The following is a 20,544-nucleotide window of genomic DNA, read 5'->3' as shown; positions in this document are numbered from 1 at the left end:
TATTTCATTTGTTTTTTCAGATAATCATGGAAATAAATCATTATCTATTACAAAATAAGCCGGGCATTGATATCTATAGAATATGAAATACGGCATAGAGTTTCGTCACCTTCACTATTTTGCCTGCGTTGCGGAGGAGCTGCATTTCAGCCGCGCGGCAGACAGGCTTGGCATGGCGCAGGCGCCTCTCAGCCAGCAGATTCGTCAACTTGAGGAACGTATCGGAACGCGTCTTCTATCGCGCACCACACGCAGCGTGAAACTGACACCGGCGGGAGAGATTTTCCTACGTCATGCCATGGAAATACTAGGTGGCATCGACAGAGCGGTCACGCACACCCGTTCTATTTCTGGCGATGATAGTGGAAAGATTTACGTGAGCGGCGTTCACGTTGCCCTGTCGCACGTGCTGCCCGGCGTCATTGCCGAGTTCCACAAGAAGTATCCGAATATCCAGGTCGATGTGCAGCTGCTTGGCACCGCCAGCCAACTGGAGATGCTGCAGAACGGCAAGGTGCAAGTCGCCTTCATCCGCCCCACCAATCCTGCGGGCTTCTTAAAAACCGAGCATTTGCTGAAAGAAGGGTTCGTAGCGGTGCTACACAAGGACCACCGCCTAGCCAGGCAGGAGGTGATCAGCGTCAAGGACTTTGCCGGTGAACCTATCATCACCTACGCGCCAACGGTTGGCGCAAGTTATCACCACGTCATCATGGATGCTTTCCGGCTCGCGGGGATCTACCCCATGGTGGTTCAGGAAGTGTCGCACACACTTGCGATAGCCACACTTGTTGCGGCGGGTGTGGGCATTGCAATCGCGCCATCATGGCTCGCCCATAATATCAGCCCACATCTCATATACCGCGCGCTTATCGAGATACCGGACGAGGTGGAACTTGTTGTGGGATGGCAGGCTAATGAAAAATCAAAGGCCGTTCTGGATTTCGTAGAGTTTTCCCGGCGGCAATTTTCTGGACGAAATCGTCTTCTGCCTCCGGATATCGCATAATGCCACCGTACCGGCAATCGTTCCTATGCCAAGCGCCGTCTCGAGGTCTCTAAATGTCACTGTTCTCGACGGCGATATCCCACCTGACAGTGTTGCTTTAAATGTGATCGTCTGGTTCGAGGTCGTCGCACCGGAACAACCGCCATAGGCAATGTTGGTGAACTAAAGGGCGGGAACACACTGATCAAGGACAAGCTTCAATTTCTCGAGGAGAAGATCGGCGTGTTCTTTCGCAAAGACGAGCGGGGGGCGGATTTTGAGTACGTTGGCATTCGGCCCCGAAGCGCTGATCAGAACGTAACGTTCACGCAAGCCGTTAACTATCCGGGAGGTGAGAGCCGCATCGGGCTTTTTCGTTGCAGGGTCGGACACGATCTCCACGCCGATGAAGAGGCCGGAGCCACGGACATCGCCGATAACCGAATGCGGTCCACTGAGGTTTGAAAGTCCGTCCATAAGATAACGGCCAACTTCCAGCGCATTTTGCTGCAAGCCCTCGTCTCTGATCGTATCCAGAACGGCTTTACCCGCTGCCGCCGCAATCGGGTTGCCGCCGAAGGTGTTGAAATATCGTGCCTGTGGTCCGAATTGCGCAATCACTTCCGGCTGCATCACGATGCCCGCCATGGGATAGCCATTGCCCATAGGCTTGCCGAGCGTCACCATATCCGGCATCACGCCGTGGCGCTGGAAACCCCACATCGCTTCGCCAGTTCTGCCGAAGCCCGGCTGAACTTCATCGGCGATGAACAGACCGCCAGCCTCGTGGATCGCATCGACAGCGGGCTTCAGGAAACCCTTCGGACCGGCGAAGATGCCGTCGCTGGAAAAGATCGTGTCTACGATCAAAAGCGCTGGCTTAATGCCGTGACGTTTAAGGTCGGCAATGGCCTGCTTCACGTCCGCACCGAATTTCTGTGCGATTTCTTCCGGGGAATGACGGTAACTATCGGGTGATGGAATGGTGCGGACATGTGCACCAAGCGTTACGGATTCGCCTAGCGAAGGAGAGAATTCTGCAACAGCGCTCGTCAGCCCATGATAGGCAAGTTCGGTTGCAATGACGCCCGTGCCGCCGGTGACAAAGCGGGCGATGCGGAAGGCGAGATCGTTTGCTTCGCTGCCCGTGCAGGTGAACATCGCCTGGCTCAGTTCATCGGGAAAAGTTGCGGTCAGCTCTTCGGCATATTCTATAATGCCTTCATGCAGATAGCGCGTGTGGGTGTTGAGAACCCCAGTCTGCCGCGTAATGGCCTCTACGACACGCGGATGGCAGTGACCGAGAGACGCGACGTTGTTATAGGCATCCAGATATTGCTTGCCTGCCGTATCATAGAGAAAGACGCCTTCTCCGCGCACAAGGTGGAGGGGCTTTTCGTAGAAAAGTCGATATGCCGGGCCAAGAACCTTGTTGCGCCTGGCGATCAATGCCTTCTCGGCTTCATCCAGACGTTCGAAATCATCGCGCGAAAAAGCGTTGACCATAGACATGTTTCAAGCCCTCGAAAGATTTGGCGCAAGGCTTTTCAACCCGGCGGATGTGAGTTGCGGAATGTGTTGCAGCGAACGCCATGCGTACGCATGGTTTCTCATGATATAATCGCGGTTGTCGGGAAAAAGCGCCGAGCGCCATTCCGCGATGATAATGGACATGGCCAGACGGCAGCGGGCAAGAAGCGGCAGAAGCTCTATTTCGTCGGCTTCCAACGGACGCACAGCAATGAAACCTTCCAGAAAGGCCTGTGTCCTCTCCTGCCAGTTGTCGGTTGCGAGATGGTAAGAGAGCGCGACTGCCACATCGTTGATGAGCGGTGCTTCAACCATATCACCGAAGTCGATGATACCGGAGACCTCGCAAGGAGCATACGGCTGCATGAGGATATTGTGCGGGTTGAAGTCGTTATGAATGATCTGGCGGCGCTTCAACGCCCTGATCGCCGGCAAGGCAGCCTCGAAATCGACAAGCACCACCTCAACGGCTTCTCGGCGCTCCTCCCCCACGAAATCGGTGAAACCCTGCAAATCCAGGGTATGAGAGATGTCCCACATTAGTTTTCCGCTGGGCGGTCGTCCGCCGTAATCCTTCAGTCCTAGCCCCAGTTGAGCCAGCGCCATGCCGATATTTCGGCTCTGCTCGGCTGTTGTGGGCGTGCGATACTGCAAGTCGCCGCCAAGATATGTGAGCAGGCGCATGATGCGAGGCCCATCCACCGTCTGGAGTGTTTGGCTCTCCCTGCCGTCGCGTGTCGGCACAAGACGAGGCACCGGAACATGGGGAGCAACCTTGGCCAGATGCAGCAGAGCACCATCCTGAAATTCAAGCGCCGCTGGATCTTCTGCGGCATTGGCGATCTTCAACGTGAACTCAGCGCCGTCGCTCCGCGTGAACAGGAACGTCTCGTCGCGCTCGCTCGACAATCGCTTGGTAGAGCCGATAAACCCATAGATTTCGAACGCATGCTCGCACACCGTCGAGAGCGGCGTCACGGTCAGCGACGCAGAGATGGCGTCCGCCTTGGACGTCGCGACTGCTTCCACCTGTCTCCCCCCATTGCCAATCAAGACTAAACTGATATGAGTGGTGTAACACAAAATTATGATGCATCAAACATCAAATTGGGTCGGGAGGTTTTATGTCGGAATTTTCTCCGCTGGGCTATGAAAGCTTGAGCAACACGGTCTATTCCGCGATGTGCGATGCCCTCATGCAGGGACGGTTCCAGCCCGGCGAGCGCCTGAAAATCCGCGATCTCGCCGAACAGTTCGGCACAAGTGTCACCCCCATCCGTGATGCTATCCTGCGTCTCGCCAATGACGAGGCCCTTATCTTCCGCTCGCCGCGAGATATTCGAATTCCAGACATGAAACAGGCGCGGTACCGGGAGATCAGGACTATTCGCGTGAAGCTGGAAGGGCTGGCGGCAGAGACGGCGGCACAGACCGCGACAGGACAGGATATTGCTGCTTTGGAGCAGGTTTTGCGGGAAAACGAACAGGCAATTGCCGATGGAGATGGTCGACGGGGCGCTGCGCTCAACCAAGCATTTCACTTCATGCTGCCTCAGATTGCTGGGCTTCCCGTGCTGAACGGGATACTAAGACGTCTCTGGCTCCAGATGGGCCCGCACATATCGGATATTTACATTCCGGCGGGACGCGCCATGATCGATCACCACTATCCGGTCGTAGAAGCTTTGAAGCGGCACGATTCTGCTGGGGCTGCAATGGCGATCATCGATGACATACTACTGGGCGGCAAGCCGATCCTCGAGCGGATCACAATTCGGGAGAATTGACCGGTCGAAAATGAGCTGTTGCAATTCCGGAATGGGGTAATATGATGCATCAAACATCAGGGAGCGGCGTATGAGCGAAGATCGACCTTACATGCTACTGACAGGCGCAAGCCGTGGTATCGGCCACGCCACCGTGAAGCTCTTCCAGGCCAAGGGCTGGCGTATCCTTACCGTTTCCCGTCAACCCTTTGCCGAAGAATGCGCATGGCCGTCTGCTCGCGAAAGTCATATTCAGGCAGACTTGGCCGATCTGAGTCAGATTGATCGTCTTGTCGATACTGTGCGGGAAAGACTGCCGAAAGGCAGATTGCAAGCCCTCGTCAACAATGCCGGAATCTCTCCGAAGGGACCGGACAAGAGCCGTCTGGGTGTTGCAGAAACAGAGGCCAGCGTTTGGACGCAGGTGATGAACGTCAACCTCATTTCGACTGCGCTTCTGGCCCGGGCGCTACTGCCGGAGCTTGAAGCGGCAAAGGGTTCGATCGTCAACGTCACCTCTATTGCCGGATCGCGCGTGCATCCATTCGCCGGCGTTGCCTATGCTGCATCGAAGGCAGCGCTGGCTTCTCTCACCCGAGAAATGGCGCACGAGTTTGGCCGTTTCGGCGTGCGTGCGAATGCCATTGCGCCGGGGGAAATCGAGACCTCGATCCTGTCGCCGGGTACCGATGAACTGGTTGCCGCAGAGGTGCCGATGGGTAGGCTCGGGGAACCGAAAGAAGTGGCGGAAACCATCTACTTCCTTTGCTCAGAGCAGTCCTCCTATATTACCGGAGCCGAAATCCACATCAATGGAGGGCAGCACGTTTGACTTGTGGGCGGGCTGAACATCCGCCGCCGGTCAGAAGAATGCATACGATACTTCGCCGCCTTCCAGAGGAAAAGGGAAGACCGGCGGGCGACATGCAGGCCTCGTGACATTGCAAAAGACAAGCACGACATCTGCGAGACCTTGAGGAATTCCATCCGGGCCGAGCATACGACGCCGGTCCTCTCAAGACGAAAAGGGGAACATAATGAATGAGTTCAAGAAATTTTCCGCTATCGCGGCAGCTGCCATCGCCTTGACGCTTACCCAGAGCTTGCCAGCCTTCAGCCGAGACCTGACCGTGGTTTCCTGGGGCGGTACCTATCAGGATGCGCAGCGCAAGATTTACTTCAAGCCTTTCTCCGAAAAGATCGGCAAGCCGGTTCTGGACGAAGCCTGGGATGGCGGCATCGGCGTCATCCAGTCCAAGGTCAAAGCTGGCGCGCCGAACTGGGACGCGGTGCAGGTCGAGGCAGAAGAACTGGCCCTTGGTTGCGCCGACGGTCTTTATGAAAAGATCGATTGGGACAAGATGGGCGGCAAGGACAAGTTCCTGCCAACAGCCGTCAACGACTGTGGCGTCGGCGCAATCGTCTGGTCAACCGCCATTGCCTATGACGGCGCAAAGCTGAAGGAAGGCCCGAAATCCTGGCAAGACTTCTGGAACGTGGAGAAATTTCCGGGCAAGCGCTCGCTGCGCAAAGGCCCGAAATACACGCTCGAATTCGCTCTTCTGGCGGATGGCGTTTCAAAAGATGAGCTTTACGATGTTCTCGCAACCGAAGAAGGCGTCAACCGCGCCTTCAAAAAACTCGATGAGTTGAAACCGAACATCGTTTGGTGGGAATCCGGCGCGCAGCCCTTGCAGTTTCTGGCATCGGGTGAAGTGGTGATGACCTCCGCCTATAATGGCCGCATTACCGGTATCAACCGAACCGAGAGCAAGAATTTCAAGGTTGTCTGGCCGGGCAGCATCTATGCTGTCGATAGCTGGGTGGTGTTAAAGGATGCGGCAAACAAGGCCGAGGCGCAGGATTTCATCGCGTTCGCAAGCCTGCCGGAACACCAGTCCAAGCTTCCGGAATTCGTGGCCTACGGCCTGCCGAACAAGGAAGCCGCTTCCAAGGTACCGGCAGAATACGCCAAGGACCTGCCGACAGACCCCGCCAATATGACGGATGCGATCCCGCTCAATGTCGATTTCTGGATCGACAATGCGGAATCCCTCACCCAGCGCTTCAACGCCTGGCTGGCCAAGTAAGCTTTAGTACCCTCGCAGGGCACCGCATGTCGGTGTCCTGCTTCAGTTACGACACGTCCTGCTCCTTTTTATTGCCGGAGCAGTCGATGGAGTTTCCATGGTTGAATTTATTCGTTTTGATCGCATCACCAAATGCTTCGGCCCTCTGACAGTGGTCGAGAACCTCGATCTCAGCATCGATAAGGGAGAGTTCGTCAGCCTGCTCGGTCCCTCCGGCTCCGGCAAGACGACACTTCTTATGATGCTTGCCGGTTTTGAGCAGCCGACGTCCGGTGACATTCTTGTCGATGGCGCAGCCGTCAATAATATCCCGACCTACAAGAGAAACATGGGCGTGGTCTTTCAGAACTACGCGCTTTTCCCGCACATGTCGGTTGGCGAGAACATCGCTTTCCCGCTCCAGATGCGTGGCCTCCCCAAAGGTGAAATCGCAAACCGTGTCAAACGGGCACTCGATATGGTCCAGCTTTCCGCTTTCATAGAGCGGAGACCGTTCCAGCTTTCCGGCGGGCAGCAGCAGCGCGTGGCGCTGGCGCGCGCGCTGGTATTCGAGCCGCAGGTCGTGTTGATGGATGAGCCGCTGGGCGCTTTGGACAAGCAGTTGCGTGAACAGATGCAGCTCGATATCCGAGATCTTCACCGAAGGCTTGGCCTTACCATCGTTTTCGTCACCCATGATCAGTCGGAAGCGCTGACCATGTCTGACCGGGTGGCGGTGTTCAACAAGGGCAAAATCGAGCAGATCGGAACGCCCCGGCAGGTCTATGACGAGCCCGCGACGCGCTTCGTTGCCGAATTTATCGGTGAAACCAATCTGATTGAAGGTGTTGTGGAGGCGCTCGATGGGCAGGAAGCAAAGGTTCGCATGCCTTCCGGCTCTCACATCATTTCCGCGGTACCGGAAGGCGTTTCGGCAGGTCGCCCCGTTCTCGTTTCCATCCGTCCCGAGCGTGTGGATTTGAGCGAAGCCCGCATCGAGTCACGCAACTGTATCGAAACGGAAATTCTCGATTGCGTTTATCAGGGCGATCATCTCCGGGTTCAGTTACAGAACAATAGCCAGCCTCTCATCGCGAAGCTTGGTCGGCGCTTGCGCGAATTCGAGCCGGGCACGAAAGTCTATGCCGGGTTCTCCTCCAGCGATTGCCGGGTCATCATCCCATGAGTGGTTTCTCGCAACCCACCGCTCGCTCACTTCTGCTGCTTTCGCCGCTTCTCCTGTTTCTCGTCGGTTTCTTCATCTGGCCGCTTCTCAGCATGGTGTCGCAATCGGTTTCGGATACGGCGGTGTTGCGCCTTTTGCCGAAGAGCACTCAAATCGTCGCTGAATGGGATCGGCAGACGCCCCCTACGAGCGAGATGCAGGCGGCGCTGATTTCGGATTTGAAGGCGGTGGACGATACGCAGGCGCTGGGTGACATGGTTCGCCGTCTCAACAGCGCCCGCCCCGGCTTTCGTACACTGATGTCGAAAACAACGAGTGCTTTGGCAGACGGAGCGGCGTCACCTGTCGATCTCGTTTCGATAGACAAGAGATGGGGCCAGCCTGACTACTGGATTGCGATTGCGGATGCACTTTCGCCAATCACGGATCGCAACCTGCTCGCGGCGGTGGACCTTGGCCGCAACTCGGCAGGGGACATCGAGCATCTACCCGCCGATCAATCCGTCAACGGCGTCATCCTCGCTCGTACCTTCTGGATAGCCGCGCTTGTAACCTCGGCCTGCGTCCTCATCGGCTTTCCCTATGCGCTGATTGCAGCCTCCCTCGAAGGCTGGAAGCGCGATCTCATGTTGGGTGCGGTGCTTTTGCCGCTCTGGACATCGCTTCTGGTGCGAACGGCGGCGTGGTTCATTCTGCTGCAGGAGCAGGGGCTGATCAACGAAATGCTGCAATGGATCGGCCTGATCAGTGATCCTCTGCCGCTGATCTTCAACCGGATCGGTGTGATCATCGCCATGACGCATGTGCTGCTGCCCTTCATGGTTTTGCCGATCTATTCGGTGCTGATCACCATACCGCGCAACCTCATGCCCGCCGCAGCTTCGCTCGGCGCTCACCCGCTTTGGGCCTTTATCAAGGTGCTACTGCCACTCAGCCTGCGCGGCGTGGCCTCCGGTTGCCTGCTCGTCTTCATCTCGGCCATCGGCTATTACATCACCCCCGCTTTGATCGGTGGTCCGGGCGATCAGATGATTTCCTCCGTCATCGCATTCTATGCGACAGGAACCGCAAACTGGGGGATGGCAGGTGCGCTGGGCGTCGTGCTGCTCGTCGCCACGCTCGTTCTTTACAGCGTTTACGCCCGGCTTTCGGCGGAAGAGCAGACGAAGTACTGACCATGACGCTCAGAATTCTCAAGCCACTCTTTGCCGTTGCCGCCATTCTTTTTCTGATCGCGCCACTCCTCGCAATCCTGCCCCTCGCCTTTACATCGAGTGTCATCCTCACCTACCCCATTCCCTCTTGGTCGCTGCGATGGCTGGAGGAACTGTTCACCGCAGATGCCTGGCGTCGGGCGATCATCAACAGCCTCATCATTGCGTCTGGCACCACAATGCTCGCGGTAATTCTCGGAACATTGGCGGCGCTCGGCTTGCGCAACCGCCGCCTCTTTTTCAAGGGAACGATCCGCACTCTGTTTTTGCTGCCGATGGTGGTTCCGGCTGTTGTTCTCGGCGTTGGCATGCAGGTTCTGCTTTCGCGCTTTGGGCTCACCAACAGCTATATAGGCGTAATCATCGCCCATACTGTCGTGGCCGTCCCCTTCGTCGTCGTCAGTGTCAGCGGGGCGCTGGCCGGTATCGATGGACGCGTAGAGCTTGCCGCCGAAAGTCTGGGTGCTTCACCCACCACCGTCTTTCGCCGCGTTACCTTGCCGCTTGCCATGCCCGGCGTTCTTTCTGGCGCCGTGCTGGCTTTTGCGACGTCTTTGGATGAGGTGGTCTTGACGCTCTTCGTTGCGGGGCCAAATCAAAGAACGCTGGCGCGTGAAATGTTCTCCAGCATCCGCGAGAATATCAGCCCTGCCATTGCCGCCGCTGCCTTCCTGTTCATCACGGCAACCCTTTTGGCGGGCGCCTTGGCCATTGCTTTCAGGCATGTGAGAAAAACGACTGTCGGCTGATCAGTCGTGTTAAACCCGGCAGCTTTCGCTGCCGGATCACCTGCCCTCTTAAGCGCTACGCGTTGCCGCGACGGTATCGAGCGCGCGAGCCAAGGCATCGAACATCTCATCAATCTGTTCCGCCGTGATGATGAGAGGTGGGCAGAAGCAGATTGCTTCTCCAACGACACGGGCGATAACGCCTTCATGTTCCAAGGCAGCGCCAACGGCAGCCGCTGCGTCTCCAGCTTTCGCGTTTGCCCAAGGCTTGATCTCGAGTGCGCCAAGCAGGCCGACACCACGGGAAGAATGCGCTAGCGGATGCTGGGAGAGGCCTTCAAGCCGCGAGAGGAATTTGCTCTCCAGCCGTGCAGCGTTGCCGATCAGATCTCTCTCCTCGATGATTTTCAGGTTTTCCAGCCCAACGGCCGTCGCAACGGGATGGCCGGATGCAGTGAAACCGTGACCGAATACGCCAATGCGATCCGACTCGTCGGCAATCGGCTGGTAGAACGCGTCATTCATCAAAATTGCCGACAGCGGCATGTAAGACGAGGAAAGCTGCTTGGAGAGAACCAGAACATCCGGCTCGATACCATAGGTCTGGCAGGCGAACATCTTGCCGGTGCGGCCAAAGCCGCAGATGACTTCATCGACGACCAGCAGGATGTCGTGTTTCTTCAGGATTTTCTGCACGCCCTCCCAGTATCCTGCTGGTGGAACGAGCACGCCGCCCGCACCCATGACCGGCTCGCCCCAGAATGCAGCGATGGTTTCCGGACCTTCCTTAAGGATCAGGTCTTCCAGATCCTTCAACATGCGGGCGGTAAACTCTTCCTCGCTCTCGCCTGCTGATCCATGATGAACGAAGGACGGGCAGGATGTATGGATCATTCGGTCCAGCGGCAGATCGAAGCTTTCATGGTTGCGTGGCAGGCCGGTGATCGAACCGGAGGCAATCGTCACGCCGTGATAACCCTTGATCCGCCCGATGATCTTCTTCTTGTCCTTCTTTCCAAGGGCGTTCGAGCGATACCAGACCATCTTGCAGGCGAGATCGTTTGCCTCCGAGCCGGACGACGTAAAGTGAACCTTGGACATTGGAACGGGCGCGATCTGGATCAGCTTTTCGGCAAGCTCGATCGATGGGCCATGGGTCTTGTAAGCGAAGGTATGATAATAGGGCAGCTTATCCATCTGTGCTTTCGCTACTTCCGACAGACGTTTCTCCCCAAACCCGACAGCCACCGACCAGAGACCGGCCAGGCCCTCTATGTAGCGCTTGCCGCTGCTATCGAAAACATAGACGCCCTCCCCCGACTCGATAACGAGACCGCCCGTCTTTTCATATTTCCGAAGATTGACGTTCGGATGCATCTGATAGGCAATATCGCGGCCTTCAATCGAATTTGGTATGATGGTCATGTATCGGTTCCTTCGTTCCCTTATTTGGCGAAGCTTTCAAGATCGAGTTCTTGGAGCAGTAGCCGCTTTTCGCATGCTCATGTCTGGTGTGGTAAGTCCTGCTGGATCAGGCCGGAACAGAGCGTGCGACGAAGCTCATGCTATATATACCGGAGCAAGTCTCAAGGGTTAACCACCCGGCTCTACGATCTTGGCGGTTGCTTTAACGTGCCGGTAAGCTGTGGTGGCGCCCCCGGCCACCGATTACTATGCTGTTTATCTGAATAATCCTTCGTCACGGCTTTCACCCCTGATCGCGACGATTGCTTCCGACGTGTCGGCACAATTCTGCTCGCTCTATGACGATGCGCTGGCGGTTCACAACGGCATAGGGGCGTCCTGAAGTCTAGAAAACCACCCAACTTTGCGTGATGCCGACGCGCTACCGTCTCGTTGCTCTCGTTTGCGAAAAGTGCAGCTGGAACGGCCACCTCTAAAGTCGCTTTTTCGACCAAATCGGGCACCGTTCGCCCTGAAATGGTCATTGTTCATTCAGCCACAGTTCACGGAAACGAAAGCTAAATTGCGTCATCCACAACGGAGTGATTGAGATGCGCAATTTGATTATAGGCGCGGGAATGATCATCAGCGGACTGGTTGCACCGACCGCAAACGCGTTACCGATATCTGCGATACCACACGCAAAGGCACCTCTCGTCCAGCAGGCTGACTACGCTTGTGGACGGGGATTTCATCTTTCGCCGCGTGGTTATTGTCGCCCCAATGGCCCTCCCCGGGCCTATTATGACGGCTGGGATCGTCGAGATCGCTGGGAGGCACGCCGCGAATGGCGCGAGCGCCAGGAACGGAGAGCATGGCGCGAACGTCGCGATTGGGACCGGGGTTACGATTACCGCGAATATCGTTGGCAATAGCTTGATTTAGCGATCATATGGCTGGTTTAATATACGGACCTGCGAGCGTATTTAAGTGGCTCGCAGGTCTCTGCATTAACAATGAACAATCGTTGGAAACCGTAGAGCAGACCAGACATTGGATACCATAGATGACCCAGCATACGATCCAACGCGTCATTATCTTAGGCGACTTGAAGCCGGTCGTATTTCTTCCGTGGATCGACCGCCACGCTGCCAAACTGGGCTTGTCTCAGTCGATAATTCATGTTTCGGACACACGAATAGAGATCGATTTTCATGGACAGGAAGATCTGATCGATATGATGGAGGTCGGATGTTTTTTGGGCCCAATCGATGTTTGGGTGGATGCCATCGAGCGGCTGTAAAACTCTGTACAATTGCGAGTGACTTTTTATTTTCGCAACTGCAATGCACTTTATTTAGACCGACATTGCTATTGGGCAAATTTTATGCAAACATAATTACTGTCAGTGCTGCTACGCAGATGACGACACTTATAAGCCTCTGTTTACTTTAGAAAGTTTATCTATGCATGCCCGTTCGCCAGGTTCATGGGTGCCGGTCGCTTTATCTCAAGACATCCCAGCGCTAGCGGTAATGCCTGTTCGTTTTGCCGGTGAAACGATTGCTCTCTGGCGCAGCGCTTCGGGGCGAGTGACGGCATCGGCTGATCGATGTCCCCACCGGGGAATGCGACTGTCGCACGGCTTCGTTCGCGGAGAGCTGCTTTCCTGTATTTATCATGGCTGGAGCTATGCGCAGTCCGGTCAGTGCATGAAAATTCCGGCCCATCCTTCTCTAAAGCCACCAGAGACAATTCGTGTGGTGACATACACTGTTCGCGAGCAGAATGCCGTCGTCTGGGTGAGCGACGGTTCACTCACGGCAGAACCACCTCGCCTCGAAGGCCTATCCCCACTTCGATCCATGTCAGCAAATATCGGAATTGAGGCGCTGGAAGCTTCGACTGGGGCGCAGGCGGATGACAACGGGCTGCTGGAGATCGGCGGACTTTCCCTGCTGTGTCACGCACAGTCCGCAAACGAAACATTGATCCTCGTTCTCATGCCTGATGACGCCGGAACGGCACAGCGCATCGCTGCTTCGCGTGCAGCCGAAGCATTGCGGCGTTCGGCGGAGACATTTACATCTGGAGCTGCCGCATGAGCAAGGTTGGTATGCTCGATGAATGGTATCCGGTCGGCTTGATAAGCCAGACCAAATCTGTCGCTCGCCAGACGATGTTAATGGGCACTCCGATCACGGTTGGTCGCAGTGCTGAGGGTGGAATAGTCGTTACCGACGACAAAGGTCGCGCATTACCGGTAACCGAGCGCTACGGTCATATCTGGACCTCACTCGGCAATCCGTCGCACGAGCTTTTCTCTATTCCTGAAGCAGATCAGCCCGGTCGCAGACTGGTGGATGTCGGCGTTGTTCGTGTGCGATGCTCACCACTGCGTGCGGTGGAAAATTTTCTCGATGTCGCTCATTTTCCGTTCGTTCATACCGACATTCTCGGCTCCGAGCCCCATACCGAGGTGCAGGAATACAAGGTCGAGATTCGCGAAGATGTGGATGAGGTATGGGCGACGCAGGTCAAGTTCTACCAGCCACAGGCGGCCAAATCTGCCAGCGGCGGCATAACCACGGAATATATGTACCGCGTGCCCGCCCCTACCTGCTCGGTGCTTTACAAGACCTGCCCTCCGCGCCCGAGCGACTGGGACGTCATTACGCTCTTCGTGCAACCGCTCAGCGAAGATGTCTGTGATGTCTGGCCGTGGATGGCTCTATTCGATGACAAGACGCCGATGGCTGATCTCATCCATTTCCAGCAGACGATTTTTCTTCAGGACCGGTCCATCCTCGAAAATCAGATTCCCACACGCCTGCCGCTCGATCCCGGCAAGGAAATTCCGACCCGTGCAGACCTGACATCAATCGCCTACAGGCGCTGGCTCAAGCGGCGCAATTATACCTATGGCGCGCAACTGGTGGCGCAATGAAGCTTTACGATTACATCCTTTCACCCAGCTGCTACAAAGTCCGGCTGATGGCCGCTCTTGCGGGTGTCACGCTCGACCTTCACCCCGTAGACTTCCATCCGGGCGTCGAACATCGCAGCCCTAAGATGCTTGCGATCAATCCGGCTGGGACGATTCCCATTCTCGAGCATGACGATCTGCTGCTGACGGAATCGTCTGCCATGCTCGCCTATATCTCAGCCACGGCATCGCCCGAATGGCTGGGTGATGGGAGCCCGGCACAGACGGCCCGAATTCAGCAATGGCTTTCCTTTTCGGGAAGACTGACATCCAGCCTCGGTGGCGCGCGTCTGGACAGAATGCTGCTCGTTCCCGGAGACATCGATGCATTGCAGAAAGCAGGAACTGCCGCCCTGCGCGAGCTTGAGGCTGGTCTTGCCGAGCAGGCAATACGCGGGCAGCGCTATCTCGCTGCAGACCGTCCGACGATTGCGGACATCGCCTGTTTTCCCTATGTCGCACTTGCCCCTGACGGCAACGTCTCGCTTGATCCCTACCCGACGATCCGCCTCTGGTCGCGGTCGCTTCGTTCGCTTCCGAACTTCATCGAAATGCCCGGTATTCACCGGCTGCACGAGTTGAAGCCGGAGCCGGAGATACAGGCGGAAAGCGCCTGAGATGCCCGGCTATCTGTTTAAAAACTGTGAAGCGGTTGGCGTCGACGATGGGACTGGTCCCGCCGTTCTGCGCAACGTCGATATTCTGACCGATGGCCCCGCGATCCACGCCATCGGCCCCGACCTGCAATCCCGAGATCTCCCGCCACACACCATCATCGAAGATGCAAAGGGCTGGTTCGTCTATCCCGGTCTCGTCAACACGCATCACCATTTCTTCCAGTGCTTCGTGCGCAACCGCGCCGATCTCGACTGGACGAAGCTCTCGGTCATCGAATGGCTGGATCGTATCTATCCGGTCTTCTCGCGACTGACGGAAGACTGCTTCTATCATTCCTCTGTCACTGCCATGGCAGAGTTGATAAAGCACGGCTGCACCACGGCCTTCGATCATCAGTATAATTTTCCGCGACACGCGGGAAAGCGCCTGATCGACCGTCAGTTTGAGGCGGCAGACCTGCTCGGAATGCGGTTTCATGCCGGGCGCGGTGGCAACAGCCTGCCGAAATCTCAGGGGTCGACAATCCCCGATGAGATGCTCGAAACCACAGACGAATTTATCAGTGATTGTGCGCGGCTGATCGATATCTACCACGACACCAACCCGTTCAGCATGCGTCAGGTGGTGGTGGCGCCGTGCCAGCCGGTCAATAGCTACCGCGAGACCTTCGTGGAATCCGTGAGGCTTGCCCGCGACAAGGGTGCTTTCCTGCACACCCATGTCGGTGAGGGCGAGAGTGATGTCATCAAGGCACGTCATGGTCTTCGCACGGTCGATTATCTGGAAGAGATAGGCTTTGCCGGACCGGACGTTTTCTATGCGCACTGCTGGGAACTGACGCATGATGAACTGCGGACGATTGCTGCGAGCGGCACCGGCGTTTCGCATTGCCCGGAACCGGTCTATCTCGTCGGCGCTGAAGTTACCGACATTCCAGCCATGGCTGCACTCGGTTTGCGCATCGGGCTCGGCTGCGACGGTGCGGCGTCCAACGACAATTCGAACCTGATGCACTGCCTGCATTCCGCATACATGCTTCAATGTCTGGTCTCGTCCAGCAGAAAGCATCCGGTACCATCGCCTGTCGATTTTCTGCGCTACGGCACATCCGGCGGCGCAAGCCTGCTAGGGCGCAAGGATATTGGCCGTCTGGCACCGGGAATGGCGGCGGACCTTTTCGCCATCGATACGCGCCGCATGGATTATGTCGGCACGCGTCATGATCCACTCAGCCTCATCCCCCGCGTCGGCATCGGCTCCACCACCGACATGACGATGATCAACGGCAAGATCGTCTGGAAAAAGGGCGAGTTCATCGGGCTTGACGAGGCAAAGCTGGCGGCAGATGCCGAGGCTGCGCTTGCGGCAATAGAATTCTAATAACGATCAAAGGGAACGAAAGTCATGACGAAACTCACCCGCAGAACCCTACTCCAGGCGACAGCAGCCACCGGTATTGCCGGTGCACTCGGCGGTCGCGCAGCATCGGCCGCTGACCAGCCGCTCGGCATCACCCTCGTCGTGCCTTCGCCCATCGGCGATGTCGGCTGGGGCCATGCCCTTGCCGCAGGACTTGAGCCGGTCAAGGCCGAATATGGCGACAAGGTGAAGGTGACGATCATTGAAAACATCGCGGAAGGCCCGGACGCCGACCGCATCATGACGAAGACCGTTGCGGACGGAAACAAGTTCCTCATTGCCGGTTCGTTCGGCTATCAAAACGGTGCCTTGCAGGTTGCGCGACGCGACAAGAAAGTCAGCGTGCTCCATGCTTCCGGCTTTCAGGTCGCGCCGAATTTTTCGCCCTTCGCAGCGAAATATTTCCAGGGTACATATCTGCTGGGCATGGCAGCGGCAGCCCTCTCCAAAACAGGCAAGATCGGTTCCGTCTCCGCTTTCGCCATCCCTGAGCTCATCACCTCGATCAACGCATTTGCCCTAGGCGCTCAGGCCGTCAAACCCGACATCGAAGTCTCCGTCGTTTGGGTAAACTCCTGGTTCGATCCTGCAAAGGAACAGGAAGCGGCAAAAGCGCTGATCTCGCAGAAATGCGACGTGATCTTCTCGAATGCGCAGGATACGCCTTCGGTTGTTGCTGCATGTGAAGAAGCGGGCGTCTACTCCTTCAACCTCAATTCCTCCATGAAAAAATACGCGCCAAAGACCTATCTCGGATGCGTTGCGACAGACTGGTCGCCGTTCTTCAAGGCATCTGTCGAGGCGCATTTTGCCGGTAAATTCAAGGGTGCGAACGCCTTCCTCGGCATGGCGGACAAGGTGGTCGAGGTTGTCGATTGGAACGCCGATATTCCAGCCGACACGATGACGAAGATCAAGGACCTCGAAGCGAAGATCGCTGCTGGCAGCTTCTCTCCCTTCACAGGCCCAATCGCGAAGGCGGATGGAAGTGAAGGCGTGAAGGCAGGCGCGACGATGTCCGACAGCGAGATCGTCGCCATGGACTGGCATGTCAAGGGTGTGACCACGCCGCTTCCGAAGTGATCCCTATGACCGCTCCCCTCCTGTCGCTCCACGGCATATCGAAAAGCTACGGCCAGATCAAAGCCAACAAGGCCATCGATCTTGACGTGGCGCCTCGATCTATCCACGCCATCCTCGGCGAGAATGGCGCTGGCAAATCGACACTCATGAAACTCATCTATGGCGTCGAGCAGCCGGATGAGGGGAGCTTTTCATGGAATGGCGAGGCGATGAAAATTGCCTCGCCCGCCGATGCCCGACGACAGGGCATCGGCATGGTCTTCCAGCACTTTTCACTTTTCGAGACCCTGACGGTGGTCGAAAACATTCAACTGGTGATGCCCGGTAAAAAAGCTGAACTCGCAACGCGGATGCGTGAGCTTGGCCGGGAATTCGGCCTTGAGGTCGATCCGCTCGCCCACGTCCATTCCCTCTCGGTCGGCGAACGGCAGCGGGTTGAGATCATTCGCTGTCTCATGACCGATCCCAAGCTTCTGATCCTCGACGAGCCGACCTCCGTTCTGCCGCCGCAGGCTGTTCAGAAGCTTTTCGAGACATTGCGCCGACTGCGCGACAGGGGCGTTTCGATCCTTTTCATTTCTCACAAGCTGGATGAGATACGCTCGCTTTGTGATCGGGCCACAATTTTGCGTGGCGGAATGGTGACAGGTAATGTCGACCCACGCGAGCACGACGCCCATGACCTTGCCCGCATGATGATCGGTCGCGACATGCCGGAACCCACGCCGGTTGCGGCCAATGCTGTTGGCGAGACCAGACTGGAGTTGATCGGGCTGGATTATACGCCCGACGATCCGTTCGCGATGCCGCTCTCGAAAGTTAGCCTTTCGCTTCAGGCAGGGGAAATTCTTGGTATCGCGGGTATTTCCGGCAATGGACAGAGTGAGCTTGCAGCGTTCATCTCCGGCGAGACGAGATTGAGCCGACATGAGCGCGACCGGATATTCATGATGGGCCGGGATGTGGGCCAGCTCAGTGCGGCAGCGCGCCGGAGACTCGGTTTTGCATTCGTGCCGGAGGACCGGCTCGGTCGCGGCGCAGTTCCCGAGATGTCCCTGACGTTGAACGGGCTTTTGACAGCGCATCCCTTGAAGCTTCTGAGGAACGGTCTGGTCGATAAGCGCAGGGCCGAGACTTTCGCCGAAAATTGCATCCGCGACTACGATGTGCGAACGCCCGGCCCCGAGGCAGAAGCGGGCGCGCTGTCTGGCGGCAACCTGCAAAAATTTATCGTCGGGCGCGAAATCATGCTTGCACCGAAGCTGCTTTTCGTCGCTCAACCGACATGGGGCGTAGACATCGGAGCAGCTCTGGCCATCCGTCAGAAGCTGATCCGCCTGCGTAACGAAGGCATGGCGATACTGGTCATTTCAGAGGAGCTTGAAGAGCTGTTCGAAATCACGGACCATATTCAGGTACTGCGGCAGGGCACGCTCAGCGAACCACTGATCACGCGCGATACGAAGGCGGAGGAGATCGGTCGCTACATGATCGGATCACATGTTGCCTTGGAGAAACAGGCTTCATGAGCATGAACCCATTATTGGCACTTCCGAAACTTGTTCGACGTGAGCGTGCATCGCTGAAAGCGATGATCCTGGCACCCGTTATCGCCTTATGCGTGGCAATCCTCCTCAACTTCGCTCTTTACATCATCATGGGTCGTGATCCCCTGGCCGTCATGCAGTCCATGCTGATCGAGCCATTCGTTTCATGGTCGTCATTTTCGGAAGTCCTGCTGAAAACCGGACCGCTGCTCTTCATCGCGCAGGGCCTCGCCATCGGCTTTCGCGCGAAGATTTTCAACATCGGTGCGGAAGGCCAGTTCATATTGGGCGCAATCTTCGCTTCGGCGATCCCGATCTGGTATCCGCAGGCAGAGGGCGCCTGGATATGGCCCTCGATGCTCCTGTGCGGCGCCATTGGCGGCGCGCTCTGGGCGGCGATCACGGCATTCTGGCGCGCACGGCTGAACGCGAGCGAAATTCTCGTTTCACTGATGCTGAGCCTCGTCGCCTCGCAACTGCTTTACTACCTTTTGCTGGGGCCGTGGAAAGACCCGAACGGTTTCAATTTCCCGCAGTCGGTGATGTTTCAGTATGACGCGATGGTGCCTGTACTGATCGAAGACACAAGGGTCAACGTTTCGCTTCTGTTGGCTCTGGTTTTTTCATTCGCTGCGTGGATATTCATGCAGAAAAGCTTCATCGGCTATAAATTGCAGGTCAGCGGTTTGGCCCCACGCGCGGCTGGCTATGCTGGTTTCTCTGAAAAATCGGCGATCTGGATTTCGCTGCTGATCGGCGGGTTCGCTGCTGGCTTGGCAGGTGCGGCGGAAGTCGCAGGCCCCATCGGGCAGTTGCAGCGCTCCATTGCTACCGGTTACGGTTATGCAGCAATCATCGTTGCCTATCTGGGCGGCTTGCACCCTATCGGCATCATCTTTTCCTCACTGCTTATGGCCGCTCTTTATATCGGTGGAGATAACGCCATGGTTTCGGCAAATCTCCCGGTGGCGGCGGTTCGCGTCTTTCAGGGTTCATTGCTTCTGGCCTACCTGATCGCCGTTTGTTTTGTCCGTTACCGCCTGGAATGGCGAAAGACGATGCAGGGAGCTTCATCATGAGCGGCGTGGAATTTGTTTTGGCAGGCATGTTCGCTGCCGCCACACCCTTCCTGCTGGCAGCACTCGGCGAACTCGTGGTGGAACGGACCGGCGTTCTCAATCTCGGCGTCGAGGGTCTGATGGCACTAGGCGCAGTCATAGCCTTCATCGTCGTCTATCACGGCGGCGGCCACTTCCTTGCCTTCATCGCAGGCGGTCTTGGCGCGGCGGCGTTGTCTCTCGTTTTCGCGTTCGTCGCACTCGGCCTGCGGGCCAATCAGGTCGCGACGGGCCTGGCCATCGGTATTCTCGGACAGGGCCTGTCCGCCTTGTTCGGCAAAACCTATGAAAGCCTGACGGTGCGTGGATTGCCGAGAATTGCGGTGCCTGGCCTATCCGACCTTCCCGTCATCGGCGGCATGTTCAAACAGGACATTGCAGTCTGGTTTGCGCTCATAGCAACGCTCGGCGTGTGGATCTTGTTGACGAAAACGAAGGTCGGTCTCGTTATTCGTGCAGTGGGCGAACACCCGAAAGCGGCCCACGCCATCGGTTATTCTGTTATGAGCGTGCGTATCTACGCCATCCTGTTCGGTGGATTGATGGCGGGTTTCGCAGGGGCCTATGCGGCTGTCGTTTACACGCCCCTATGGGCCGATGGAATGATTGCAGGCAGAGGCTGGATAGCGATAGCTCTCGTCGTGTTCGGCACATGGCTGACGGGACGGGTATTTCTGGGTGCCTGCCTTTTCGGCGCGGTATCACTGTCGGGTCTCGCAGCACAGGCTGTCGGCGTCGATCTTCCCTCACAGCTTCTGGCCAGCCTGCCCTATGTCGTCACGATTATCGTGCTTGGCATCATCTCGGCAGATCGCAGATTGTTGAAGCTCAATGGTGTGGCATCGCTCGGCGAACCGTTCGAGCGGTGATCGTCCGGCGCGGCAGCCT

General features: G+C 56.8%; 21 protein-coding genes. 18 read left to right on the top strand and 3 right to left on the bottom strand.

Annotation, left to right across the window (positions count from 1 at the left end):
• Positions 1–82: 82 nt before the first annotated feature.
• A complete protein-coding gene (locus G6L28_RS13995; protein ID WP_174064442.1) occupies positions 83–1,009 on the top strand; it encodes a LysR family transcriptional regulator in 927 nt (308 codons plus the stop codon).
• A gap of 162 nt (positions 1,010–1,171) precedes the next feature.
• Here G6L28_RS13995 and G6L28_RS13990 read toward each other — a convergent pair whose 3' ends face one another.
• Both G6L28_RS13990 and G6L28_RS13985 read right to left on the bottom strand, forming a co-directional pair.
• Entirely contained in the window at positions 1,172–2,500 is a 1,329-nt protein-coding gene (locus G6L28_RS13990; RefSeq protein WP_174064441.1) for an aspartate aminotransferase family protein, read from the bottom strand.
• Between the two features lie 3 nt (positions 2,501–2,503).
• Complete coding sequence (locus tag G6L28_RS13985; RefSeq protein WP_425292683.1) at positions 2,504–3,568, bottom strand: phosphotransferase; 1,065 nt, start codon at positions 3,566–3,568, stop codon at positions 2,504–2,506.
• A gap of 74 nt (positions 3,569–3,642) precedes the next feature.
• Here G6L28_RS13985 and G6L28_RS13980 point away from each other — a divergent pair, with 74 nt between their 5' ends.
• The 6 genes from G6L28_RS13980 to G6L28_RS13955 all read left to right on the top strand — a co-directional run bounded on the left by G6L28_RS13980 (position 3,643) and on the right by G6L28_RS13955 (position 9,502).
• Positions 3,643–4,305, top strand: coding sequence for a GntR family transcriptional regulator (locus tag G6L28_RS13980; RefSeq protein WP_174064439.1), 663 nt, complete (start codon positions 3,643–3,645; stop codon positions 4,303–4,305).
• A 70-nt stretch (positions 4,306–4,375) separates the two neighbouring features.
• Positions 4,376–5,116 carry an SDR family NAD(P)-dependent oxidoreductase gene (locus G6L28_RS13975; protein WP_174064438.1) on the top strand — a complete coding sequence of 247 codons (741 nt, stop codon included), beginning with the start codon at positions 4,376–4,378 and terminating at the stop codon, positions 5,114–5,116.
• Positions 5,117–5,348: 232 nt separating this feature from the next.
• Positions 5,349–6,374 carry an ABC transporter substrate-binding protein gene (locus tag G6L28_RS13970; protein ID WP_337795768.1) on the top strand — a complete coding sequence of 342 codons (1,026 nt, stop codon included), beginning with the start codon at positions 5,349–5,351 and terminating at the stop codon, positions 6,372–6,374.
• 97 nt (positions 6,375–6,471) lie between these two features.
• On the top strand, positions 6,472–7,539 hold the full coding sequence (locus tag G6L28_RS13965) for an ABC transporter ATP-binding protein (protein ID WP_174064436.1): 1,068 nt from the start codon (positions 6,472–6,474) through the stop codon (positions 7,537–7,539).
• Positions 7,536–8,714: an ABC transporter permease gene (locus tag G6L28_RS13960; protein ID WP_174064435.1), complete on the top strand. Its 1,179-nt coding sequence runs from the start codon at positions 7,536–7,538 to the stop codon at positions 8,712–8,714. Before G6L28_RS13965 ends, G6L28_RS13960 begins: the two co-directional genes overlap by 4 nt.
• 2 nt (positions 8,715–8,716) lie before the next feature.
• On the top strand, positions 8,717–9,502 hold the full coding sequence (locus G6L28_RS13955) for an ABC transporter permease (protein WP_174064434.1): 786 nt from the start codon (positions 8,717–8,719) through the stop codon (positions 9,500–9,502).
• Positions 9,503–9,550: 48 nt separating this feature from the next.
• On the opposite strand, the gene G6L28_RS13950 is transcribed toward G6L28_RS13955, so the two are convergent.
• On the bottom strand, positions 9,551–10,906 hold the full coding sequence (locus G6L28_RS13950; RefSeq protein ID WP_174064433.1) for an aspartate aminotransferase family protein: 1,356 nt from the start codon (positions 10,904–10,906) through the stop codon (positions 9,551–9,553).
• Positions 10,907–11,129: 223 nt separating this feature from the next.
• Here G6L28_RS13950 and G6L28_RS13945 point away from each other — a divergent pair, with 223 nt between their 5' ends.
• From G6L28_RS13945 to G6L28_RS13895, 11 genes are all read left to right on the top strand, one after another.
• Positions 11,130–11,288: a hypothetical protein gene (locus G6L28_RS13945; protein WP_174064432.1), complete on the top strand. Its 159-nt coding sequence runs from the start codon at positions 11,130–11,132 to the stop codon at positions 11,286–11,288.
• A 208-nt stretch (positions 11,289–11,496) separates the two neighbouring features.
• The gene (locus tag G6L28_RS13940) at positions 11,497–11,820 is read left to right on the top strand and encodes a GCG_CRPN prefix-to-repeats domain-containing protein (protein ID WP_174064431.1); all 324 of its coding nucleotides are present in this window, start codon (positions 11,497–11,499) and stop codon (positions 11,818–11,820) included.
• Between the two features lie 131 nt (positions 11,821–11,951).
• A complete protein-coding gene (locus G6L28_RS13935; RefSeq protein WP_174064430.1) occupies positions 11,952–12,188 on the top strand; it encodes an acylphosphatase in 237 nt (78 codons plus the stop codon).
• Positions 12,189–12,351: 163 nt separating this feature from the next.
• Positions 12,352–12,990 (top strand): Rieske (2Fe-2S) protein, encoded by a 639-nt coding sequence (locus G6L28_RS13930; RefSeq protein WP_174064429.1) that lies wholly within the window; start codon positions 12,352–12,354, stop codon positions 12,988–12,990.
• Positions 12,987–13,832 carry an aromatic ring-hydroxylating oxygenase subunit alpha gene (locus tag G6L28_RS13925; RefSeq protein ID WP_174064428.1) on the top strand — a complete coding sequence of 282 codons (846 nt, stop codon included), beginning with the start codon at positions 12,987–12,989 and terminating at the stop codon, positions 13,830–13,832. The genes G6L28_RS13930 and G6L28_RS13925 overlap by 4 nt, the downstream gene beginning before the upstream one ends.
• Positions 13,829–14,488, top strand: a complete 660-nt coding sequence (locus G6L28_RS13920) for a glutathione S-transferase family protein (protein ID WP_174064427.1) — start codon at positions 13,829–13,831, stop codon at positions 14,486–14,488. The genes G6L28_RS13925 and G6L28_RS13920 overlap by 4 nt, the downstream gene beginning before the upstream one ends.
• Before the next feature lies 1 nt (position 14,489).
• The gene (locus G6L28_RS13915) at positions 14,490–15,869 is read left to right on the top strand and encodes an amidohydrolase (RefSeq protein ID WP_174064426.1); all 1,380 of its coding nucleotides are present in this window, start codon (positions 14,490–14,492) and stop codon (positions 15,867–15,869) included.
• Between the two features lie 24 nt (positions 15,870–15,893).
• Positions 15,894–16,991 carry a BMP family ABC transporter substrate-binding protein gene (locus tag G6L28_RS13910; RefSeq protein WP_174064425.1) on the top strand — a complete coding sequence of 366 codons (1,098 nt, stop codon included), beginning with the start codon at positions 15,894–15,896 and terminating at the stop codon, positions 16,989–16,991.
• A 5-nt stretch (positions 16,992–16,996) separates the two neighbouring features.
• Positions 16,997–18,520 (top strand): ABC transporter ATP-binding protein, encoded by a 1,524-nt coding sequence (locus G6L28_RS13905; protein ID WP_174064424.1) that lies wholly within the window; start codon positions 16,997–16,999, stop codon positions 18,518–18,520.
• A 2-nt stretch (positions 18,521–18,522) separates the two neighbouring features.
• A complete protein-coding gene (locus G6L28_RS13900) occupies positions 18,523–19,617 on the top strand; it encodes an ABC transporter permease (RefSeq protein ID WP_425292682.1) in 1,095 nt (364 codons plus the stop codon).
• Positions 19,614–20,525, top strand: a complete 912-nt coding sequence (locus G6L28_RS13895; protein ID WP_174064422.1) for an ABC transporter permease — start codon at positions 19,614–19,616, stop codon at positions 20,523–20,525. Before G6L28_RS13900 ends, G6L28_RS13895 begins: the two co-directional genes overlap by 4 nt.
• Positions 20,526–20,544: the final 19 nt, after the last annotated feature.

It is taken from the genome of Agrobacterium larrymoorei (genome assembly GCF_013322225.1).
Taxonomy (GTDB): Bacteria; Pseudomonadota; Alphaproteobacteria; order Rhizobiales; family Rhizobiaceae; genus Agrobacterium; species Agrobacterium larrymoorei_A.
Note: the sequence above shows the minus strand (reverse complement) of the source record. Positions and strands in the feature narration are given on the sequence as shown.

Coding starts and splice junctions, on each gene's coding strand:
- G6L28_RS13995 (WP_174064442.1), top strand. CDS start 83: ATGAAATACGGCATAGAGTTTCGTCACCTTCACTATTTTGCCTGCGTT.
- G6L28_RS13990 (WP_174064441.1), bottom strand. CDS start 2,500: ATGTCTATGGTCAACGCTTTTTCGCGCGATGATTTCGAACGTCTGGAT.
- G6L28_RS13980 (WP_174064439.1), top strand. CDS start 3,643: ATGTCGGAATTTTCTCCGCTGGGCTATGAAAGCTTGAGCAACACGGTC.
- G6L28_RS13975 (WP_174064438.1), top strand. CDS start 4,376: ATGAGCGAAGATCGACCTTACATGCTACTGACAGGCGCAAGCCGTGGT.
- G6L28_RS13965 (WP_174064436.1), top strand. CDS start 6,472: ATGGTTGAATTTATTCGTTTTGATCGCATCACCAAATGCTTCGGCCCT.
- G6L28_RS13960 (WP_174064435.1), top strand. CDS start 7,536: ATGAGTGGTTTCTCGCAACCCACCGCTCGCTCACTTCTGCTGCTTTCG.
- G6L28_RS13955 (WP_174064434.1), top strand. CDS start 8,717: ATGACGCTCAGAATTCTCAAGCCACTCTTTGCCGTTGCCGCCATTCTT.
- G6L28_RS13950 (WP_174064433.1), bottom strand. CDS start 10,906: ATGACCATCATACCAAATTCGATTGAAGGCCGCGATATTGCCTATCAG.
- G6L28_RS13940 (WP_174064431.1), top strand. CDS start 11,497: ATGCGCAATTTGATTATAGGCGCGGGAATGATCATCAGCGGACTGGTT.
- G6L28_RS13935 (WP_174064430.1), top strand. CDS start 11,952: ATGACCCAGCATACGATCCAACGCGTCATTATCTTAGGCGACTTGAAG.
- G6L28_RS13930 (WP_174064429.1), top strand. CDS start 12,352: ATGCATGCCCGTTCGCCAGGTTCATGGGTGCCGGTCGCTTTATCTCAA.
- G6L28_RS13925 (WP_174064428.1), top strand. CDS start 12,987: ATGAGCAAGGTTGGTATGCTCGATGAATGGTATCCGGTCGGCTTGATA.
- G6L28_RS13920 (WP_174064427.1), top strand. CDS start 13,829: ATGAAGCTTTACGATTACATCCTTTCACCCAGCTGCTACAAAGTCCGG.
- G6L28_RS13915 (WP_174064426.1), top strand. CDS start 14,490: ATGCCCGGCTATCTGTTTAAAAACTGTGAAGCGGTTGGCGTCGACGAT.
- G6L28_RS13910 (WP_174064425.1), top strand. CDS start 15,894: ATGACGAAACTCACCCGCAGAACCCTACTCCAGGCGACAGCAGCCACC.
- G6L28_RS13905 (WP_174064424.1), top strand. CDS start 16,997: ATGACCGCTCCCCTCCTGTCGCTCCACGGCATATCGAAAAGCTACGGC.
- G6L28_RS13900 (WP_425292682.1), top strand. CDS start 18,523: ATGAACCCATTATTGGCACTTCCGAAACTTGTTCGACGTGAGCGTGCA.
- G6L28_RS13895 (WP_174064422.1), top strand. CDS start 19,614: ATGAGCGGCGTGGAATTTGTTTTGGCAGGCATGTTCGCTGCCGCCACA.